This window comes from Pseudomonas brassicacearum subsp. brassicacearum (assembly GCF_008801605.1).
Lineage (GTDB): Bacteria > Pseudomonadota > Gammaproteobacteria > Pseudomonadales > Pseudomonadaceae > Aquipseudomonas > Aquipseudomonas brassicacearum.
The window spans coordinates 1,150,973-1,168,757 of the sequence record NZ_VZPJ01000001.1 but is presented as its reverse complement, the minus strand read 5'-3'; the positions used below and the strand labels follow the sequence as shown (position 1 = coordinate 1,168,757).

General features: G+C 62.2%; 17 protein-coding genes. 1 reads left to right on the top strand and 16 read right to left on the bottom strand.

The window, feature by feature from the left end:
* Nucleotides 1-66: 66 nt before the first annotated feature.
* The 14 genes from hemN to ccoN (F7R20_RS05195) form a co-directional block, all read right to left on the bottom strand.
* Nucleotides 67-1,449 carry an oxygen-independent coproporphyrinogen III oxidase gene (gene hemN / locus F7R20_RS05260; RefSeq protein WP_003199590.1) on the bottom strand — a complete coding sequence of 461 codons (1,383 nt, stop codon included), beginning with the start codon at nucleotides 1,447-1,449 and terminating at the stop codon, nucleotides 67-69.
* A gap of 178 nt (nucleotides 1,450-1,627) precedes the next feature.
* On the bottom strand, nucleotides 1,628-2,311 hold the full coding sequence (locus tag F7R20_RS05255; protein ID WP_003199592.1) for a sulfite exporter TauE/SafE family protein: 684 nt from the start codon (nucleotides 2,309-2,311) through the stop codon (nucleotides 1,628-1,630).
* A complete protein-coding gene (gene ccoS, locus F7R20_RS05250; RefSeq protein ID WP_003199594.1) occupies nucleotides 2,304-2,522 on the bottom strand; it encodes a cbb3-type cytochrome oxidase assembly protein CcoS in 219 nt (72 codons plus the stop codon). Before ccoS ends, F7R20_RS05255 begins: the two co-directional genes overlap by 8 nt.
* 24 nt (nucleotides 2,523-2,546) lie before the next feature.
* Nucleotides 2,547-4,997 carry a heavy metal translocating P-type ATPase gene (locus F7R20_RS05245; protein WP_003199596.1) on the bottom strand — a complete coding sequence of 817 codons (2,451 nt, stop codon included), beginning with the start codon at nucleotides 4,995-4,997 and terminating at the stop codon, nucleotides 2,547-2,549.
* 150 nt (nucleotides 4,998-5,147) lie between these two features.
* Complete coding sequence (locus F7R20_RS05240; RefSeq protein WP_003199599.1) at nucleotides 5,148-5,687, bottom strand: FixH family protein; 540 nt, start codon at nucleotides 5,685-5,687, stop codon at nucleotides 5,148-5,150.
* An 11-nt stretch (nucleotides 5,688-5,698) separates the two neighbouring features.
* Entirely contained in the window at nucleotides 5,699-7,114 is a 1,416-nt protein-coding gene (gene ccoG / locus F7R20_RS05235; protein WP_003199601.1) for a cytochrome c oxidase accessory protein CcoG, read from the bottom strand.
* A gap of 407 nt (nucleotides 7,115-7,521) precedes the next feature.
* Complete coding sequence (gene ccoP, locus F7R20_RS05230) at nucleotides 7,522-8,505, bottom strand: cytochrome-c oxidase, cbb3-type subunit III (protein ID WP_003199603.1); 984 nt, start codon at nucleotides 8,503-8,505, stop codon at nucleotides 7,522-7,524.
* Complete coding sequence (locus F7R20_RS05225; RefSeq protein ID WP_003183474.1) at nucleotides 8,502-8,687, bottom strand: CcoQ/FixQ family Cbb3-type cytochrome c oxidase assembly chaperone; 186 nt, start codon at nucleotides 8,685-8,687, stop codon at nucleotides 8,502-8,504. Before F7R20_RS05225 ends, ccoP (F7R20_RS05230) begins: the two co-directional genes overlap by 4 nt.
* A 6-nt stretch (nucleotides 8,688-8,693) precedes the next feature.
* The gene (ccoO, locus tag F7R20_RS05220) at nucleotides 8,694-9,302 is read right to left on the bottom strand and encodes a cytochrome-c oxidase, cbb3-type subunit II (protein WP_003199605.1); all 609 of its coding nucleotides are present in this window, start codon (nucleotides 9,300-9,302) and stop codon (nucleotides 8,694-8,696) included.
* Nucleotides 9,302-10,744, bottom strand: coding sequence for a cytochrome-c oxidase, cbb3-type subunit I (gene ccoN, locus F7R20_RS05215; RefSeq protein WP_003199607.1), 1,443 nt, complete (start codon nucleotides 10,742-10,744; stop codon nucleotides 9,302-9,304). Before ccoN (F7R20_RS05215) ends, ccoO (F7R20_RS05220) begins: the two co-directional genes overlap by 1 nt.
* A gap of 481 nt (nucleotides 10,745-11,225) precedes the next feature.
* A complete protein-coding gene (gene ccoP, locus F7R20_RS05210) occupies nucleotides 11,226-12,179 on the bottom strand; it encodes a cytochrome-c oxidase, cbb3-type subunit III (protein ID WP_003199609.1) in 954 nt (317 codons plus the stop codon).
* Nucleotides 12,176-12,379, bottom strand: coding sequence for a cbb3-type cytochrome oxidase subunit 3 (locus F7R20_RS05205; protein WP_003199610.1), 204 nt, complete (start codon nucleotides 12,377-12,379; stop codon nucleotides 12,176-12,178). Before F7R20_RS05205 ends, ccoP (F7R20_RS05210) begins: the two co-directional genes overlap by 4 nt.
* Before the next feature lie 3 nt (nucleotides 12,380-12,382).
* The gene (ccoO, locus tag F7R20_RS05200) at nucleotides 12,383-12,991 is read right to left on the bottom strand and encodes a cytochrome-c oxidase, cbb3-type subunit II (protein ID WP_003199612.1); all 609 of its coding nucleotides are present in this window, start codon (nucleotides 12,989-12,991) and stop codon (nucleotides 12,383-12,385) included.
* A 10-nt stretch (nucleotides 12,992-13,001) separates the two neighbouring features.
* Nucleotides 13,002-14,426 (bottom strand): cytochrome-c oxidase, cbb3-type subunit I, encoded by a 1,425-nt coding sequence (gene ccoN / locus F7R20_RS05195; RefSeq protein ID WP_003199614.1) that lies wholly within the window; start codon nucleotides 14,424-14,426, stop codon nucleotides 13,002-13,004.
* Between the two features lie 96 nt (nucleotides 14,427-14,522).
* Here ccoN (F7R20_RS05195) and F7R20_RS05190 point away from each other — a divergent pair, with 96 nt between their 5' ends.
* Nucleotides 14,523-15,215 (top strand): alpha/beta family hydrolase, encoded by a 693-nt coding sequence (locus F7R20_RS05190; protein ID WP_003199616.1) that lies wholly within the window; start codon nucleotides 14,523-14,525, stop codon nucleotides 15,213-15,215.
* A 109-nt stretch (nucleotides 15,216-15,324) separates the two neighbouring features.
* Here F7R20_RS05190 and F7R20_RS05185 read toward each other — a convergent pair whose 3' ends face one another.
* Both F7R20_RS05185 and F7R20_RS05180 read right to left on the bottom strand, forming a co-directional pair.
* Nucleotides 15,325-16,890 carry a methyl-accepting chemotaxis protein gene (locus F7R20_RS05185; RefSeq protein ID WP_003199618.1) on the bottom strand — a complete coding sequence of 522 codons (1,566 nt, stop codon included), beginning with the start codon at nucleotides 16,888-16,890 and terminating at the stop codon, nucleotides 15,325-15,327.
* An 86-nt stretch (nucleotides 16,891-16,976) separates the two neighbouring features.
* Entirely contained in the window at nucleotides 16,977-17,765 is a 789-nt protein-coding gene (locus F7R20_RS05180; RefSeq protein WP_003199620.1) for a CPBP family intramembrane glutamic endopeptidase, read from the bottom strand.
* Nucleotides 17,766-17,785 lie beyond the last annotated feature (20 nt).

Genomic DNA, 17,785 nt, shown 5'->3' with positions numbered 1-17,785 from the left:
TAAGGCGTAAGGGTACCCCAGAGATGGCACTCCGGCCAGTGCGATGTCGTCGTCAAATTGTCGCGCTCAAATGACTCGGGAGAAGCGTTGGCGATTGTGCTGGTCCAAGTAGGCATCGAATACCATGCACACGGATCGCACCAGCAGGCGCCCGGCGGGCAATACCCGGATATGGGTGTCATCCAGCTCGATCAGCCCATCCGCGGCCATGGCCTGCAATTGCGGCCATTGCGGCGCGAAGTAACCACGAAAGTCGATGTTGAAGGTTTGCTCGATCTCGGCGAAGGGCAGGTGGAAATGACAGATCAACTGCTGGATCACCGCGCGCCGCAACCGGTCGTCGGCATTGCAGATCAGCCCGCGACTGGTCGCCAGTTGCCCGTCGGCGAGGGTGTTCTGGTAATGGTTCAGGTCACTGCTGTTCTGGCAATACAAATCGCCGATCTGGCTGATGGCTGACACGCCAAGGCCGATCAGGTCGCAATGGCCATGGGTGGTGTAGCCCTGGAAGTTGCGCTGCAACGTGGCCTCTTCCTGAGCGATTGCCAGTTCTTCGTCGGGCAGAGCGAAGTGGTCCATGCCGACGTAGCGGTAGCCGGCGGCGGTCAGTTGTTCGATGGTGCCTTGCAGCATCGCCAGTTTCTGCTCCGGGGTCGGCAAGTCCTGGCTGTTGATGCGCCGCTGGGGCATGAAGCGTTCCGGCAGGTGGGCGTAGTTGAACACCGAGAGCCGGTCCGGTTGCAGGTGGATGACTTCCTGGACGGTGCGGGCGAAGTTTTCCGGGGTCTGCTTGGGCAGGCCGTAGATCAGGTCAATGTTGATCGAGCGGAATTGCAAGGTCCGGGCGGCTTCGACCACTGCGCGGGTTTCCTCGAGGCTTTGCAGGCGATTGACGGCCCGCTGCACCGCTGGATCAAGGTCTTGCAGGCCGATACTGACCCGGTTGAAACCCAGTTCGCGCAACAGGCCCATGGTCGACCAGTCGGCTTCCCTGGGGTCGATTTCGATGCCGTAGTCGCCAGAATCGTCGTCCAGCAGGTTCAGGTGCTGGCGCAGCTTGGCCATCAGTTGGCGCAGCTCATCGTGGCTGAGGAACGTCGGGGTACCGCCGCCAAAGTGCAACTGTTCTACGCGCTGGGTGGGGTCCAGGTGGCAGCCGATCAGTTGGATTTCCTGTTCCAGGCGTTGCAGGTAGGCGTGGGCGCGGCCGCGGTCCTTGGTGATGACCTTGTTGCAGGCGCAGTAGTAGCAAATGTTCGCGCAGAACGGTATGTGCACGTACAGCGACAGCGGCCGCAGGGCCTTGCGGCTGTCGCGCAGGGCGTGGAGCAGGTCGAAGGTACCCACCTGGCTGCCGAACTGCGCCGCCGTGGGGTACGAGGTGTAGCGTGGTCCCGCCAGGTCGTAACGGCGGATAAGATTTGAGTCCCAACAAATGGTGTCGAGCATGCGGGCATTCCCCGGATAGACTGGCATGGGGCGAGTCTAGGGGCGCGTGGGCGTGGCCGTTTTGATTTGCGTCAACAGGGCATCGGAGTTGTCGATGCAGGCCTCATCGCGAGCAAGCTCGCTCCCACAGGAGACTTTCCATGTGGGAGCGAGCTTGCTCGCGATTGGGGCAACTCGGTCAGTGCCCCATGAGCCAATGTTGATGCGGCCCCGGCAGTGTCCATACCCCGAAAATAATCACCAACAAACCACCGGCCATGCGCACGCTGCGTTTGCGCAGCAGGGCGGTGACGCGTTCGGCGGCCAGGCCCGTGGCGAGCAGCACCGGCCAGGTGCCCAGGCCGAAGGCGAGCATCAGCAGCGCGCTGTCCAGTGCATTGCCTTGGCTGGCGGACCAGAGCAGGGTGCTGTAGACCAGGCCGCACGGTAGCCAGCCCCACAGCGCGCCGAGCAGCAAGGCCCGAGGCAGGCTCGACACCGGCAGCAAACGGTTGGCGACGGGCTGGATGTGTCGCCACAAGCCACGCCCCACACCTTCGATGCGAGTCAGGCCGCTCCACCAGCCCGCCAGGTACAGGCCCATGGCAATCAACAGCAAGCCGGCCAGCACCCGCATGATCATCGCTGCCGGGCTGTTGGACACGGCCCAACCGGCCAGGCCGATCAGCAACCCGGCGGTGGCGTAGCTCAGGATCCGTCCCAGGTTGTACGCCAGCAGCAACCGGAAGCGGCTGCTGCGCTGTTCCTTGGGAATCGCCAGGGTCAGGGCGCCCATCAGGCCGCCGCACATGCCCAGGCAGTGTCCACCGCCGAGCAGGCCAAGGATGACCGCAGAAACCAACAGGGGTGCCAGGTCAAGCATGGGGCGGGGCCTTGTCGTCCGGCTTGCGGGCTTCGCCGCTGGCTTCGTTCACCGCTGCCTTGTGGTTCGGGTCCTGATCGTCGAACAGAATGCTGTGGGCCGGACCGTCGAGGTCGTCGTACTGGCCGCTGTCCACGGCCCAGAAGAAAATGTACACGGCGATGGCCACGATCAGCAGCGCGGCCGGGATCATCACGTAGAGAGCTGGCATGTCGGAACTCCATGCCCGCGCGGCTCAGGCCGGCAGCGGGCGGGTATCGGGCGTGGCGTCGAAAACCTGCGTCTTGGGCTGACGTGTCAGCCTCAGCGCATTCAACACCACGGTCAACGAACTGATGGACATGCCGACCGCCGCCCACACCGGGGTAATCCAGCCAAGGGCGGCGAACGGCAACATGAGGCCATTGTACAACCCTGCCCACACCAGGTTCTCAATGATCACCCGGCGGGTGCGTCGAGCCAGACTGAAGGCGTGGATCAGGGCGTCGAGGCGGTTGGACAGCAGCACCGCGTCGGCGCTGGTCTTGGCCAGGTCGGTGGCCGAGCCCATGGCGACACTGATGTCCGCTGCCGCCAGCACGGGCACGTCGTTCACCCCATCGCCGAGCATCAGCACCTTGCGGCCCTGTTGATGCAACTGCTGCAACACGGCCAGTTTGTCGTCCGGGCGCAGGCCGCCGCGAGCCTCATCGATGCCCAGTTCGGCGGCGACGCTGGCAACCATGGGCGAACTGTCACCCGACAACAGCAGCGTCCGCCAGCCCCGTGCCTTGCAGGCCGCCAGCAGCGCCGGGGCATCGACGCGCAAGCGGTCATCGAGGACGAACCAGGCCAAGGGCCCGATCTCATCGCCCAGCAACAGCCATTGCCCGGGTTCGTCCGGCATTTGCGGTACCGCGGCGCCACTCAGTTCGCAGACAAAACCCGGCTGACCGATGCGCAGGTGCTGTTCCGCCACGAGGCCTTCCAGCCCCAGCCCGGGGGTGCTTTGCACCTGTTCGGCGGCCAATGGCGCGCGGCCGAAGGCGCGGGCGATGGGGTGTTCCGAGCGGTTCTCCAGGGCAGCGGCCAAGCCCAGGCATTGATCACTGTCGAGGGCCGCCAATGGCCGAATGGCGCGCAACGCCAGGCGGCCTTCGGTGAGGGTACCGGTCTTGTCGAAAATCACCGTATCGATCTGGTTCAGGCCTTCCAGCACATGCCCGCGCGTCAGCAGCAGGCCGAGCTTGTGCAAGGTGCCGGTAGCGGCGGTGAGGGCGGTCGGCGTGGCGAGTGACAACGCGCAAGGGCAGGTGGCGACGAGCATCGCCAGGACGATCCAGAACGCGCGCGAAGCGTCCAGTTGCCACCACACCAGCCCGATGACGGCAGCGGCGACCAAGGAGAACAGCAAGAACCATTGGGCGGCGCGGTCGGCGATTTCCGCCAGTCGCGGCTTCTCGGCCTGGGCCCGCTCCAGCAGCCGCACGATGGCGGACAACCGGGTGTCTTGCCCGAGGGCCAGCACCTCGACCGTCAAGGCCCCTTCGACGTTCAGCGTGCCGGCGGTGACCGCGTCGCCCACCTGGCGAGGTTGTGGCAGGTATTCACCGGTCAGCAGCGATTCGTCGATGCTGGACTGGCCATCCAGGATCTTGCCATCGGCCGGCAGGACTGCCCCGGGATGCACCAGCACCCGGTCACCGGTGCGCAATTCGCTGAGCAGGATGCGTTCACTCTGGCCGTTATCCTCCAGGCGCAGGCACGAGGCCGGCAACAGATTGACCAGTTGGGCGGTGGCGGCAGCCGTGCGTTCCCGAGCCCGGCGTTCCAGGTAACGGCCGGCCAGCAGGAACAGGGCGAACATGCCAACGGCATCGAAGTACAACTCGCCGACCCCGGTGATCGACGTCCAGATCCCGGCAACGTAGGCACTGCCGATGGCCAGGGACACGGAAACGTCCATGGTCAGGTGGCGGGTGCGCAGGTCGCGCATGGCGCCTTTGAAGAACGGCGCGCAGCTATAGAAGACGATGGGCGTGGTGAGGAACAGGGCAACCCAGCGCAGGATGGTGTGCATCTCCGGGCTCAGGTCGATGTTGAATTCCGGCCAGGTGGCCATGGTCGCCATCATCGCCTGGAACCACAACAGACCGGCCACGCCCAATTGGCGCAGGGCCAGGCGGTTTTGTGCGGCGAGTTGTTCACAGGCCTGGTCGGCCTGGTACGGGTGCGCTACGTAGCCGATCTGGCGCAATTCGGCGAGCAGCGTGCTCAGCGGTAGTTGAGCGTCGGCCCAACGTACATGCAGGCGATGATTGGACAGGTTCAATCGCGCTTCGGCCACGGCCGGCAGGCTGCGTAATTGTTTTTCAATCAGCCAGCCGCAGGCGGCGCAACTGATGCCTTCCATCAACAGGGTGGTTTCGGCCAGTTCGCCTTCATGGCGCACGAATGATTGCTGTACGTCAGGGCGATCGTAGAGCGCCAGTTCATCGGTCAACTGGACGGGCAGGGATTCGGGATTGGCCGACGCTTCGCTGCGATGCTGGTAATAACTTTCCAGGCCTCCGGCGACAATGGCCTCGGCCACCGCCTGGCAGCCCGGGCAGCACAGCTCGCGGGTTTCACCGAGGACAACGGCGGTGAAGCGACTGCCCGGGGGGACGGGCAGGGCGCAGTGGTAGCAGGGCTGTGGAGTGGTCATTGCGTGTTCACAGAACGTTGTCCAATGATCGTTCCCACGCTCTGCGTGGGAATGCATCCTGTGACGCTCCGCGTCACGCTTAGAAGGGACGCAGAGCGTCCCGGGCCGCGTTTCCACGCGGAGCGTGGGAACGATCAGAAGCGCCGTCGTTTATTTCTTCAGGTCTTCAGCGCCTTGCAGCGGTTCATCGCCAAGCAAGAGGTCCTGGCCGTGATTGATCTGTTCTTCTTCGAACAGGCGCCAGGTCTTGTCGTTCTCCACACCCAGCAATTCGACAAAGCGCCGGCCTTCGACCTTGTCGGTCAACTGGCCGACGTAGCGCCCCGGTTCACTGTCGTTGCGGGTCAGGACGATCTTGCGGTCCTTCTCCGGCTGGGTCGGCGAGATCAGGCTCAGTTCCAGGGTCTGGGGACGGCTGTTGCCGTTCAGGCGCAGGTTCACTTCACCGGTGAGCTCGTCCAGTTGCACGTTGGCACGCAGTTGCAGGGTCTGGGCCAGCAATTCGCGCTCCAGCGAGCGGTTGATACCCTTGCCGGCTTCGTAATAGTTGTCGTTGACCAGGTTGTCCGGGTTCTTCACCGCAATGGTCACCATCGTCAGGCTCAGTGTCACCGAACAGGTCAGGATCGCGATGATGATCCACGGCCAGAGGTGCTTGTACCAAGGGCTGGAGGCGGTTGCTGCAGGCATGTTCAGTTCTCTCAACGAGTTTGTGGGCCGATGAACCGGCTCTTGGCTTCGACATGTACGCTTTCGTCATCGGCATCCTTGAGGATGAAGGTCACCTCGTTGGTGCTCGATGGCAGTTGTTCCGGTGCGCTGGACAGCTCGACCGGCTGGCTGTAGATCTCGCCGGCCGCGACCTTGATTTCCCGCCGGCCTTGCAGCTTGAGGTCGGGTAGGCCGGCGGCTTCCAGGACATACGTGTGGTCGCGTTGGTCTTTGTTCATGATCTTCAGGCTGTAGACGTTCTCGATCCGGCCTTCGGCGTTTTCACGGTAGAGCACGCGGTCCTTGCTGACGTCGAAACCCACCAGCGAGCGCATGAAGAACGCCGCCGCCAACAGGCTCATCATGGTCAGCAGCACCAAGGCATAGCCGATCAGGCGCGGGCGCAGTTTATGGGTTTTCTGCCCCGAAAGGTTGTGTTCGGTGGTGTAGCTGATCAGGCCGCGTGGATAATCCATTTTGTCCATGATGTTGTCGCAGGCATCGATACAGGCCGCGCAGCCGATGCACTCGATCTGCAGGCCGTCGCGGATGTCGATACCGGTAGGGCAGACCTGGACGCACATGGTGCAGTCGATGCAATCCCCCAGGCCCAGGGCTTTGTAGTCAACGCCCTTCTTGCGCGGGCCACGGCTTTCGCCACGACGCGGGTCGTAGGAAACGATCAAGGTGTCCTTGTCGAACATCACGCTCTGGAAGCGTGCGTAAGGGCACATGTAGATACACACTTGCTCACGCAGCCAGCCAGCGTTGCCGTAGGTGGCGAGGGTGAAGAAACCCACCCAGAAATACGACCAGCCATCGGCCTGGCCGGTAAAGAACTCGAACACCAGTTCGCGGATTGGCGTGAAGTAACCGACAAAGGTCATGCCGGTGACGAAACCTATCAGCAGCCACAGGCTGTGCTTGGCGAGCTTGCGCAGGAATTTGTTGGCGCCCATGGGGGCCTTGTCGAGCTTGATGCGCTGGTTGCGGTCGCCTTCGGTGACTTTTTCGCACCACATGAAGATCCAGGTCCACACGCTCTGTGGGCAGGTATAGCCACACCACACTCGTCCGGCATAGACCGTGATGAAAAACAGGCCAAAGGCGGCAATGATCAACATCCCCGAGAGCAGGATGAAATCCTGGGGCCAGAAGGTGGCGCCGAAAATAAAGAATTTGCGCTCTGGCAAGTTCCACCAGACGGCCTGATGACCACCCCAGTTCAGCCAGACCGTACCGAAATACAGCAGGAACAATAGCGCGCCGCCAGCCATTCGCAGGTTGCGGAACAGGCCAGTGAAGGCGCGGGTGTAGATTTTTTCCCGAGAGGCATACAGGTCGACGCTTTTGTTCGCGTCCTTGGCAGGCGGGGTGACGTCATGTACCGGAATCTGGTTACTCATCGAATGCATCCCACGGCAGTGGAAAAGTGCCGGGGCCAGTACGTGCCGACCACGGTCAGAAAGGGTGTTGCGGTGGCGCAATGATACGCCTGTCGCTCTAGCCCAAGGGTGCGACCTTTGGTCGCGTTGGGGGTCTGCATAGAATGGTGTAGCGGATGTAACAAGTCATGACTCAGATCAATTGACTATAGACTTTCTGTGGCGTTGGCGAGCCGAAGGGCATCTTGTGATGACTGCCGAATATGCATCAGCCAACCCACGGGTCGAGCACTGCCACGCCGATGTAGGCATGTTGCTACCGGGGCGGGTGGCCGACAGGCGAAACAGATTTACCCAGGTTTTCGGCCGGTAACAAAAAGGCCCCGCCAATCAGATTGGCGGGGCCTTTGGTGTATCAGCTACTCGTCTTACTGGGCGTCAGCGGCCGGAGCCTTTTCGCCATGAGACAGGCTATAGACATAGGCGGCCAGCAAGTGGACCTTGTCGTTGCCTTGCAGGTCAGCCTGGGCAGGCATCTGGCCCTGGCGGCCGTAGCGGATGGTCTGCTGCAGTTGAGCGAAGCTCGAACCGTAGATGAACGCCGCAGGGTGCGTCAGGTCAGGTGCGCCCATGGCGGGCGTGCCTTTGCCGGCTGGGCCATGGCAGGCCACGCAGTTGGCCGCGAACAGTTTCTGGCCGTTGGCCGGATCGGCCTTGGCGCCTTCCGGCAGTTTGCGGCCGTGCAGGCTGGTCACCAGGTAGGAAGCCACGTCAGCGACGCCTTGCTCGCCAACCACGGCAGCCCAGCCCGGCATCACGGCGTGACGACCGCCCATGATGGTGGTCTTGATGGTTTCCGGCTCACCGCCCCAGCGCCAGTCGGCGTCGGTCAGGTTGGGGAAGCCATAGGCACCCTTGGCGTCGGAACCATGGCAAACCGAGCAGTTGGAGGCGAACAGGCGGCCACCCATCTTCAGGGCTTGCGGGTCCTTGGCGACTTCTTCGATCGGCATGGAGGCGAACTTGGCGAAGATCGGACCGAACTTGGCGTCCGAGCGAGCCATTTCCTTTTCCCACTCGTGAACACCTGTCCAGCCGGTCTGGCCGTTGGCGAAGGCGGTCTGCTTTTCGGTGTCCAGGTAGTTATAGCCTGGCAGCAGGCCTTTCCAGTTGCCCAGGCCAGGGTAGAGCACCAGGTAACCGAGGGCGAACACGATGGTGCCCACGAACAGCATGAACCACCATTTCGGCAGTGGGTTGTCGTATTCCTCGATCCCGTCGAACGAGTGGCCGACGGTCTCGTCCGTCTGCTCGGCGCGCTGGCCCTTGCGGGTCGACAGCAGCAGCCAGGTCAGGGAGAAGATCGTTCCCAGGCTGAGGACTGTGACGTACAGACTCCAGAATGTAGTCATTCTTTGTTACTCCTAGAAGCTTGCTCGACGTGCTTGATGGCTTCGGGATCATCCGCGAACGGCAGCAAGGTCGCGTCGTCAAACTCCGACTTGCGCTTGGGGCTGAACACCCACAGGGCCAGACCGATGAAGGCCACCATCACGACGACGGTGCCCAGGCCGCGAATCATCCCGATATCCATAAAGAATCACCGTTTGCTTTTGATGATGGTGCCCAGGCCTTGCAGATAGGCCACCAGCGCGTCCATTTCAGTCTTGCCCTTGACGGCATCCTTGGCACCGGCGATGTCTTCGTCGGTGTAAGGCACGCCCAGGGTGCGCAGGACTTCCATTTTCTTGGCGGTGTCTTTGCCGTCGAGCTTGTTTTCTACGAGGAACGGGTAGGCCGGCATTTTCGACTCAGGCACTACGTTGCGCGGATTGTACAAGTGCGCACGGTGCCAGTCGTCGGAGTAGCGGCCGCCAACGCGGGCCAGGTCCGGACCGGTACGCTTGGAACCCCACAGGAATGGGTGGTCCCAGACGCTTTCACCGGCGACCGAATAGTGGCCATAGCGTTCGGTTTCGGCGCGGAACGGACGGATCATCTGCGAGTGGCAGCCGACACAACCGTTGGCGATATAGATGTCACGGCCTTCCAGCTCAAGGGCGGTACGTGGCTTCATGCCTTCGACCGGCTTGTTGGTCACGTCCTGGAAGAACAGCGGAACGATCTGGGTCAGGCCGCCGATGCTCACGGCGATGACCATGAAGAAGGCCAGCAGGCCGATATTCTTCTCTACTGCTTCGTGCTTCATCAGTGAGCTCCAACTACGGCGATCTTGGCGGCGGCTTCAGCTTCAGCCGGGTCAGAGGCACGAACGGTGCGGTACACGTTGTAGGCCATGAACAGCATGCCGCTGGCGAAGAACGCGCCGCCCAGGGCTCGGACGATATAGCCCGGGTGGCTGGCTTGCAGGGCTTCGACGAACGAGTAGGTCAGGGTGCCGTCGTCGTTGATCGCACGCCACATCAGGCCTTGGGTGATTCCGTTGACCCACATCGAGGCGATGTAGAGCACGGTGCCGATGGTCGCGAGCCAGAAGTGCGCGTTGATCAGGCCGGTGCTGTGCATCTGCGCACGACCGAACAGTTTCGGGATCATGTGGTAGATGGCGCCGATGGAAATCATCGCAACCCAGCCGAGCGCACCAGCGTGTACGTGGCCGATGGTCCAGTCGGTGTAGTGGCTCAGGGAGTTGACGGTCTTGATCGCCATCATCGGGCCTTCGAAGGTCGACATGCCGTAGAACGCCAGCGACACAACCAGGAACCGCAGGATCGGGTCGGTGCGCAGCTTATGCCAGGCGCCCGACAGGGTCATCATGCCGTTGATCATGCCGCCCCAGCTTGGCGCCAGCAGGATGATCGACATCGCCATGCCCAGGGACTGCGCCCAGTCTGGCAGTGCGGTGTAGTGCAGGTGGTGGGGACCGGCCCAGATGTACAGGGTGATCAGCGCCCAGAAGTGGACGATGGACAGGCGATAGGAATAGATCGGACGCTCGGCCTGTTTCGGCACGAAGTAGTACATCATCCCCAGGAAGCCTGTGGTCAGGAAGAAGCCTACGGCGTTGTGGCCGTACCACCACTGGATCATCGCATCCGTCGCGCCCGAATAGGCCGAGTACGACTTGAAGAAGCTGACCGGCAGGGAAGCGTGGTTGACGATGTGCAGCATGGCTGTCACGACGATGAACGCACCGTAGAACCAGTTACCGACGTAGATGTGCTTGGTCTTGCGCTTGACGATGGTGCCGAAGAACACCAGACCGTAGGTCACCCAGACGATGGCCAGCAGGATAGCCAGGGGCCATTCCAGCTCAGCGTATTCCTTGGTGGTGGTGTAACCCAGTGGCAAGGTCACGATCGCACCGACGATGACCGCTTGCCAGCCCCAGAAGGTGAAGGCGGCGAGGCTGTCGGAGATCAGTCGCGTTTGGCAGGTTCGCTGCACGACGTAGTAAGAAGTGGCAAACAATGCACAACCACCGAAGGCGAAGATCACCAGGTTGGTGTGCAGCGGGCGCAGGCGTCCAAATGTCGTCCATGGCAGATCGAAGTTCAACTCCGGCCAGACCAGTTGCGAGGCGATGAAGACACCGAGCCCCATGCCAAGGATCCCCCAGACCACCGTCATGATGGCGAACTGGCGGACTACCTTATAGTTATAAGCAGTCGGACTGATTGCTGTGCTCATTCTAAGGTTCCACGGTTTGGGTGTTTTATTAGGATAAAAATCGGTCGCAAGTATGGAGAAAGCGGGGGGTCATTGCAACGCGCCATGACCTGGGTCAATGCTTTCCAAAGCTGATTCTGCGGCCTTTCCATGTTCCTTGTAGGGACAAAAATGGCCCACGGCAAAATGTCGCAACGAAGGAATGAGGCGAGGGGGTCAGGTCGGTTGTAACGGGGTGTGTTCAAACACAGCGTTCGGGTGATGCCAGGCAACTGTCGCAACAGCCGGTATTCACCTGCCTTTGCGGCCTTTTTGACGAACGATTGTCGAACGCATCGGGTCGGGTCGACCTGAAACCGGCAGTCGCCAGCGCACGCAAAGGCAAGCTTAGACCCGATTCCGGGGAACCGAAAGAAAGACTATGGGAGGGTGCGACAATGCGTCGCGCAGGGACACGGAGCAGCCGCATCCAGACGGATGCGGCTGTTCACGCGGTCAAGATTTATTCGCTTTTGTGTTCGGCTTGCAGGCGCTCGGCACCGGCGGTGTGGGACAGACTGTAGACGTAGGCGGCCAGCAGCTGCACCTTGTCATTGCCCAGCAACTCATTCTGCGCTGGCATGTGGCCCTGGCGACCATGGCGAATGGTCTGCTGCAACTGTGCCAGGCTGGTGCCGTAGATGAAGCCGGCCGGTTTCGTCAGGTTCGGCGCGCCCATGGCTTCGGTTCCCTGGCCGTTGGCGCCGTGGCAGGCGACACAGGTGGTGCTGAAGGCCTGTTGGCCGGCTTGCAGGTCGGCACCACTGTCCGCCGGCAGAGGCAGACCGGCCAAATCGTGGCGTACGTACGCGGCCACGTTCTTGACCCCGGCCTCTCCCAGCACTTCACCCCAGGCCGGCATCGCCGCCATGCGGCCGCCCATGATGGTGGTCTTGATGGTGTCGGCAGCGCCGCCCCAGCGCCAGTTGCTGTCGACCAGGTTCGGGAAGCCGAAGGCACCCTTGGCGTCCGAACCGTGGCAGACCGAGCAGTTGGAGGCGAACAGGCGGCCACCCATCTTCAAGGCTTGTGGGTCCTTGGCCACTTCCTCCACGGGCATGGCGGCGAATTTGGCGAAGATCGGCCCGAACTTGGCGTCGGCCTTGGCCATTTCCTTTTCCCATTCATGGGCGCCGGTCCAGCCGTTCTCGTAGCCTGGCAGGATGCCTTTCCAGTTGCCCAGGCCCGGATAGAGGACCAGGTAGCCGACGGAAAACACCAGGGTGCCGGCGAACAACAGGAACCACCACTGCGGCAGCGGGTTGTCGTACTCCTCGATGCCGTCGAAGCTGTGGCCCATGGTCTGGTCGACGCTGCCCTTGGTCTCGCCCTTGCGAGTGCCGATCAGCAACCAAGTCAGGCCGATGAGGCTGCCGATGGTCAGTACGCAGATCCACGTACTCCAGAAGGTGGTCATGGCCGGGTACTCCTTGTTGCAGGGTCTTGGGGGGTGGCGATGTCGGCAGGTGGCTCGTCGGCGAACGGCAGCAGGCGCGCTTCGGCGAACTCTGGACGACGTTTGCTGCTGAATACCCACAGGGTCAGGCCGATGAAGGCGATGAACACCACGACCGTGCCCAGGCCGCGGATCATTCCAGTACTCATTTCAAGAACCATGGCTCACCTCTTGCTCTTGATGGCAGTGCCGAGCACTTGCAGGTAGGCCACCAGCGCGTCCATTTCGGTCTTGCCCTTGAGCGAGGCCGTCGCGCCTGCGATGTCGTCATCGGTATACGGCACGCCCAGGGTGCGCATGGCGCGCAGCTTGCCTTCGGTGTGGCTGCTGTCTACCGCGTGGGTCACCAGCCACGGGTAGGCCGGCATTTTCGACTCGGGCACGACGTTGCGCGGGTTGTACAAGTGGGCGCGGTGCCAATCATCGGAGTAGCGCGCGCCGACCCGTGCCAGGTCCGGCCCGGTGCGCTTGGAGCCCCACAGGAATGGATGGTCCCAGACGCTTTCGCCGGCGACGGAGTAGTGGCCGTAGCGCTCGGTCTCGGCGCGGAACGGACGGATCATCTGCGAGTGGCAGCCGACGCAGCCTTCACGGATGTAGATGTCGCGGCCTTCCAGTTGCAGGGCGGTGTAGGGCTTCATGCCGTCTACCGGTTTATTGGTCACGTCCTGGAAGAACAGCGGCACGATCTGGGTCAGGCCGCCAATGCTCACGGCCAGGACCATCAGCAGCATCAGCAGGCCGACGTTTTTTTCGATTGTTTCGTGTTTCATGGTGGACTCCTCAGGCCATCTGCGCGGCAGCGGCGGCTTCGGCAGGCTGGTAGGCCCGCACGGTGCGCCAGGTGTTGTAGGCCATCAGCAGCATGCCGAGGAGGAAGATCGACCCGCCCGCCAGCCGCACGACGAAGCCTGGGTGGCTGGCCACCAGGGTTTCGACGAAGGAGTAGGTGAGCGTGCCGTCCTCGTTCACCGCACGCCACATCAGGCCCTGGGCGATGCCGTTGACCCACATCGAGGCGATGTAGAGCACGGTGCCGATGGTTGCGAGCCAGAAGTGCGCGTTGATCAGGCCGATGCTGTGCATCTGTGGCCGGCCGAAGACTTTCGGGATCATGTGGTACAGCGCGCCGATGGAAATCATTGCCACCCAGCCGAGCGCGCCGGCATGTACGTGGCCGATGGTCCAGTCGGTGTAGTGGGAGAGGGCGTTGACGGTCTTGATCGCCATCATCGGACCTTCGAAGGTCGACATGCCGTAGAACGCCAGGGACACTACCAGGAACCGCAGGATCGGGTCGCTGCGCAGCTTATGCCAGGCGCCCGACAGGGTCATCATGCCGTTGATCATGCCGCCCCAGCTTGGCGCCAGCAGGATCAGCGACATCACCATACCCAGCGACTGTGCCCAGTCCGGCAGTGCGGTGTAGTGCAGGTGGTGGGGACCGGCCCAGATGTACAGGGTGATCAGCGCCCAGAAGTGCACGATGGACAAGCGATAGGAATACACCGGGCGCTCGGCCTGCTTCGGCACGAAGTAGTACATCATCCCCAGGAAGCCTGCGGTGAGGAAGAAGCCCACGGCGTTGTGGCCGTACCACCATTGCACCATCGCGTCCGTGGCCCCGGCGTACACCGAGTAGGATTTGGTGAAGCTCACTGGCAGTTCCAGGTTGTTGACGATGTGCAGGATCGCCACGGTCAGGATGAACCCGCCGAAGAACCAGTTACCGACGTAGATGTGCTTGGTGTTGCGCTTGGCCACGGTGCCGAAGAACACGATGGCGTAGGCCACCCAGACGATGGTGATCAGGATGTCGATCGGCCATTCCAGCTCGGCGTATTCCTTGGAACTGGTGTAGCCCAGTGGCAGGCTGATGGCCGCCAGCAGGATCACCAGTTGCCAGCCCCAGAAGCAGAACGCGGCGATTTTCGGCGCGAACAGCTGCGTCTGGCAGGTGCGTTGCACCGAATAGAACGAACTGGCGAACAGGGCGCAACCGCCGAAAGCGAAGATCACTGCGTTGGTGTGCAGTGGGCGCAGGCGGCCGAAGCTGGTCCATGGCAAATCGAAGTTGAGTTGTGGCCAGACCAATTGGGCGGCGAGAAAAACCCCGAGCCCCATGCCGACGATGCCCCACACCACCGTCATAATGGCGAATTGGCGGACCACCTTGTAGTTGTAGGCGGTACTGATAGAAGTGTTCATGGTTCCCCATCCACGGTTCAGCCGAAGTGAGCGCCTGCGCAAGGCAGTGCGGCGTTCTTCGCCTGGAGTTATAGGCAGACTAAAAGCGAGGTCAGCATGGACAAACAGCACAAGGCCAGTATTGACGGGGATCAATGGGCGCGATGTGTAGCCGAACATGGCTGGTTATGGACAGCCGGACAATCGGTCGCTGGCGCCAAGGCGCCAACCCTGATCCTGGCCCATGGTGCCGGTGCGCCAATGGACAGTGGCTTTATGGAGGAAATGGCCGCGCGCCTTGCCGCGCATGGTGTCAACGTGTTGCGTTTCGAGTTTCCCTACATGGCCCAACGGCGCCAGGACGGGGGCAAGCGTCCGCCCAACCCGGCACCTAAGCTGCTGGAATGCTGGCGGGAGGTGTACACCACGGTGCGGCCTTATGTCGCTGGGCGGCTGGCGGTGGGGGGCAAGTCCATGGGCGGGCGCATGGCGAGCCTGCTGGCCGATGAGTTGGGCGCCGATGCGCTGGTGTGCCTGGGGTATCCCTTCTATGCGGTGGGCAAGCCGGAGAAACCACGGGTTGAGCACCTGGCGGCGTTGAAAACCCGGACCATGATCGTCCAGGGCGAGCGCGATGCGCTGGGCAATCGGGAGGCGGTGCAGGGCTACACCTTGTCACCGAGCATCGAGGTGTTGTGGTTGGTGGCGGGGGATCATGACCTCAAGCCGCTGAAGGCTTCGGGGTTCAGTCATGAGCAGCATCTGGAGGCGGCGGCGCAGAGAGTGGCCGGGTTTCTTCTTCAGAAATGATGATGCTGTTGCCGGCCTTATCGCGAGCTTGCTCGCGATAGCGATCTATCAGGCAACAAAAAACCCGGAAGCTTTCGCTGTCCGGGTTTTTTGATCAAGCCAACATCTATCAGCGATTAAACCGCTCCACCAACGAATACTGCGTGTTGGCCGTGCGGGTCAGCTCTTCGCTCAGCAGCGCCGAGCTGTGAGCCTGGCCAGAGGTCTGGTCGGCGAGAGCCGAGATGTTGCTGATGTTGCGGCTGATCTCCTCGGCCACTGAGCTTTGCTCCTCGGTGGCGGCGGCGATCTGGGTGGTCATGTCGGTGATGTGGGCCACCGCTTCGCTGATCCCCACCAGCGCCTCGTCCGCTTCCATGACCCGGGCCACGCCTTCTTCGGCCTGGCGATGGCCAGCGTCCATGGTCTGCACGGCGTTGGTGGCGGTCTGCTGGAGCTTGGCGATCAGGGCGTGGATCTGCCCGGTGGATTCGCTGGTGCGTTGTGCCAGTTGCCGCACTTCGTCAGCCACCACGGCAAAACCACGGCCCATCTCCCCGGCACGGGCCGCTTCGATGGCGGCGTTGAGGGCCAGCAGGTTGGTCTGGTCGGCGATGCCTTTGATCACGTCTACCACGCCACCGATCTCGTCGCTGTCCTTGGCCAACTGGGTCACGGTCTGCCCGGTTTCGCCGACCACCACCGACAGGCGCTCGATGGCTTCGCGGGTTTCGCCGGCGATGTCGCGGCCGCGGCTGGTCAGGCGGTTGGCTTCCTGGGTGGCATCGGCGGTGCGCTGCACGTGGCTGGCGACTTCCTGGGTCGTTGCGGCCATCTGGTTGACGGCCGTGGCGACCTGTTCGGTTTCCACCCGCTGGCGCTCCAGACCGCTGGAACTGTCATGGGCCAGGGTGTTGGACTGGCGAGCCTGGTCGTTAAGGTGCTCGGCGGTGTCCTGCAGGCGGGTCAGGCAGGTTTTCAGGCGCGCCTCCTGGCTGAGGATCGACATCTCCAGGCGTGCCTGGACGCCGCGGCTGTCGGTGTACATCCGGGCGATCAGCGGGTCGGACGTGGTCTGTTCGGCCAGGCGCAGCAGGCGCTTGATCCCGCGTTGCTGCCATTGCAGGCCCATCAGCCCCAAGGGCACCGCCAGCACGGCCGCCAGGGCAAAGCCCCAGGAGGAATCCAGGAACGCGCCGACGACGAAACTCAACTGGCTGACCAGGATAAACGGTAGCCAGTCCTGCAGCATGGGCACCCATTTGTCGCTGCCCGGAACCGCGGACTTGCCTTGGTTGATGCGTTGATAAAGCGCTTCGGCCCGGGCGATCTGTTCGGCGGAGGGCTTGACCCGCACCGATTCGTAGCCGACCACCTGATTGCCCTCGAACACAGGCGTGACATAGGCGTTGACCCAGTAATGGTCGCCGTTCTTGCTGCGATTCTTGACGATGCCCATCCATGGCAAGCCTTGTTTCAGCGTACCCCACATGTGTGCGAACACCGCGGATGGGACGTCGGGATGGCGCACGAGATTGTGCGGCGAACGAATCAGTTCTTCCTTCGAATACCCGCTGATGTCAACGAATGCGTCGTTGCAGTAGGTGATCACGCCCTTGGCGTCGGTGGTCGAAATCAATCGTTGCTGGGCCGGGAAGGTCCTTTCGCGTTGTGTGACGGGTTGGTTGTTACGCATGTGTGTAGATCCGCAAGGCTTTGAAAGGCTATGAAAGGTTGTCGGCGGTGTCAGGTTTAAATTGAAGTTATTTTTGCCTGTCGCTATCACGCCAGCATCGGGTAGGTAAATAGGGCGAAATGAAGCAGATTGAGGAGAAAATGCGTGGCAATCGCCGCACCCAGGCCGCCAAAACGATATGCCAGGCCGTAGCCGACCCCCGCCAGGCCCGACAGCAGCACCCATTGCCAACCTGCGCCAGCGTGTACCAGGCCGAACAGCAGCGAGGTCAGGAGCAGCGCCAGGTTGTCGCCGTAACTCAGGTGTTTGAAGCGCTGGCTCAAGCCTCCCTGAATGTAGCCGCGAAACAGCGCTTCCTCCACGAGCGTCACCAATAAAAGATTATTGAACACCCACAGCCAGGCGTGCTCCGGCCACTTTGGTGCCCAGTGGATCATGCCCAGCAGCATCGCCCCGCCGAGGGCCAGCACCGCGCTCAGCGCCAGACCCAGGGCCGTGGCATAGACCGACAGGCGCAACGAGCGCCGACCGACAATCCAGGGGCAGGCCAGCAGCAGCCAGAATCCGATCAGGGGCTTGTCCTGGTTGAGGTACATGGCAAATGGCGCCGCGTCGTCGGTCAAGCGTTGCGCGGGGATCACCCGCCCGTTGAAGAAGCCGGGCATCCAATGCAAGGCCAACGCCAGGGCCATTACCACAAATAGAATGTGACCGAGAAACCGGCCGATTGGCATGGGTTGCTGGCGAACGGCATACCCGGCGAACAGCAATAGCGCGACTGAGATGAGGGCGGTCCAGGCCAACTGACCGTAAGCCAGGGCCAGGCCATAGCCGATGGCGAGCATGGCCAGGTAGGGCCAAGGTAAAGCGGGCATATAACATCCTTTTAGACGGT

What these genes read in the sequence shown, in the direction of transcription:
- F7R20_RS05190 (WP_003199616.1), top strand. Translation starts at nt 14,523, where the DNA reads ATGGACAAACAGCACAAGGCCAGTATTGACGGGGATCAATGGGCGCGA.
- F7R20_RS05255 (WP_003199592.1), bottom strand. Translation starts at nt 2,311, where the DNA reads ATGCTTGACCTGGCACCCCTGTTGGTTTCTGCGGTCATCCTTGGCCTG.
- ccoP (WP_003199609.1), bottom strand. Translation starts at nt 12,179, where the DNA reads ATGACCACCTTCTGGAGTACGTGGATCTGCGTACTGACCATCGGCAGC.
- ccoO (WP_003199605.1), bottom strand. Translation starts at nt 9,302, where the DNA reads ATGAAGCACGAAGCAGTAGAGAAGAATATCGGCCTGCTGGCCTTCTTC.
- ccoG (WP_003199601.1), bottom strand. Translation starts at nt 7,114, where the DNA reads ATGAGTAACCAGATTCCGGTACATGACGTCACCCCGCCTGCCAAGGAC.
- ccoN (WP_003199614.1), bottom strand. Translation starts at nt 14,426, where the DNA reads ATGAACACTTCTATCAGTACCGCCTACAACTACAAGGTGGTCCGCCAA.
- hemN (WP_003199590.1), bottom strand. Translation starts at nt 1,449, where the DNA reads ATGCTCGACACCATTTGTTGGGACTCAAATCTTATCCGCCGTTACGAC.
- F7R20_RS05225 (WP_003183474.1), bottom strand. Translation starts at nt 8,687, where the DNA reads ATGGATATCGGGATGATTCGCGGCCTGGGCACCGTCGTCGTGATGGTG.
- F7R20_RS05240 (WP_003199599.1), bottom strand. Translation starts at nt 5,687, where the DNA reads ATGCCTGCAGCAACCGCCTCCAGCCCTTGGTACAAGCACCTCTGGCCG.
- F7R20_RS05205 (WP_003199610.1), bottom strand. Translation starts at nt 12,379, where the DNA reads ATGGTTCTTGAAATGAGTACTGGAATGATCCGCGGCCTGGGCACGGTC.
- F7R20_RS05245 (WP_003199596.1), bottom strand. Translation starts at nt 4,997, where the DNA reads ATGACCACTCCACAGCCCTGCTACCACTGCGCCCTGCCCGTCCCCCCG.
- ccoS (WP_003199594.1), bottom strand. Translation starts at nt 2,522, where the DNA reads ATGCCAGCTCTCTACGTGATGATCCCGGCCGCGCTGCTGATCGTGGCC.
- F7R20_RS05180 (WP_003199620.1), bottom strand. Translation starts at nt 17,765, where the DNA reads ATGCCCGCTTTACCTTGGCCCTACCTGGCCATGCTCGCCATCGGCTAT.
- ccoP (WP_003199603.1), bottom strand. Translation starts at nt 8,505, where the DNA reads ATGACTACATTCTGGAGTCTGTACGTCACAGTCCTCAGCCTGGGAACG.
- ccoN (WP_003199607.1), bottom strand. Translation starts at nt 10,744, where the DNA reads ATGAGCACAGCAATCAGTCCGACTGCTTATAACTATAAGGTAGTCCGC.
- F7R20_RS05185 (WP_003199618.1), bottom strand. Translation starts at nt 16,890, where the DNA reads ATGCGTAACAACCAACCCGTCACACAACGCGAAAGGACCTTCCCGGCC.
- ccoO (WP_003199612.1), bottom strand. Translation starts at nt 12,991, where the DNA reads ATGAAACACGAAACAATCGAAAAAAACGTCGGCCTGCTGATGCTGCTG.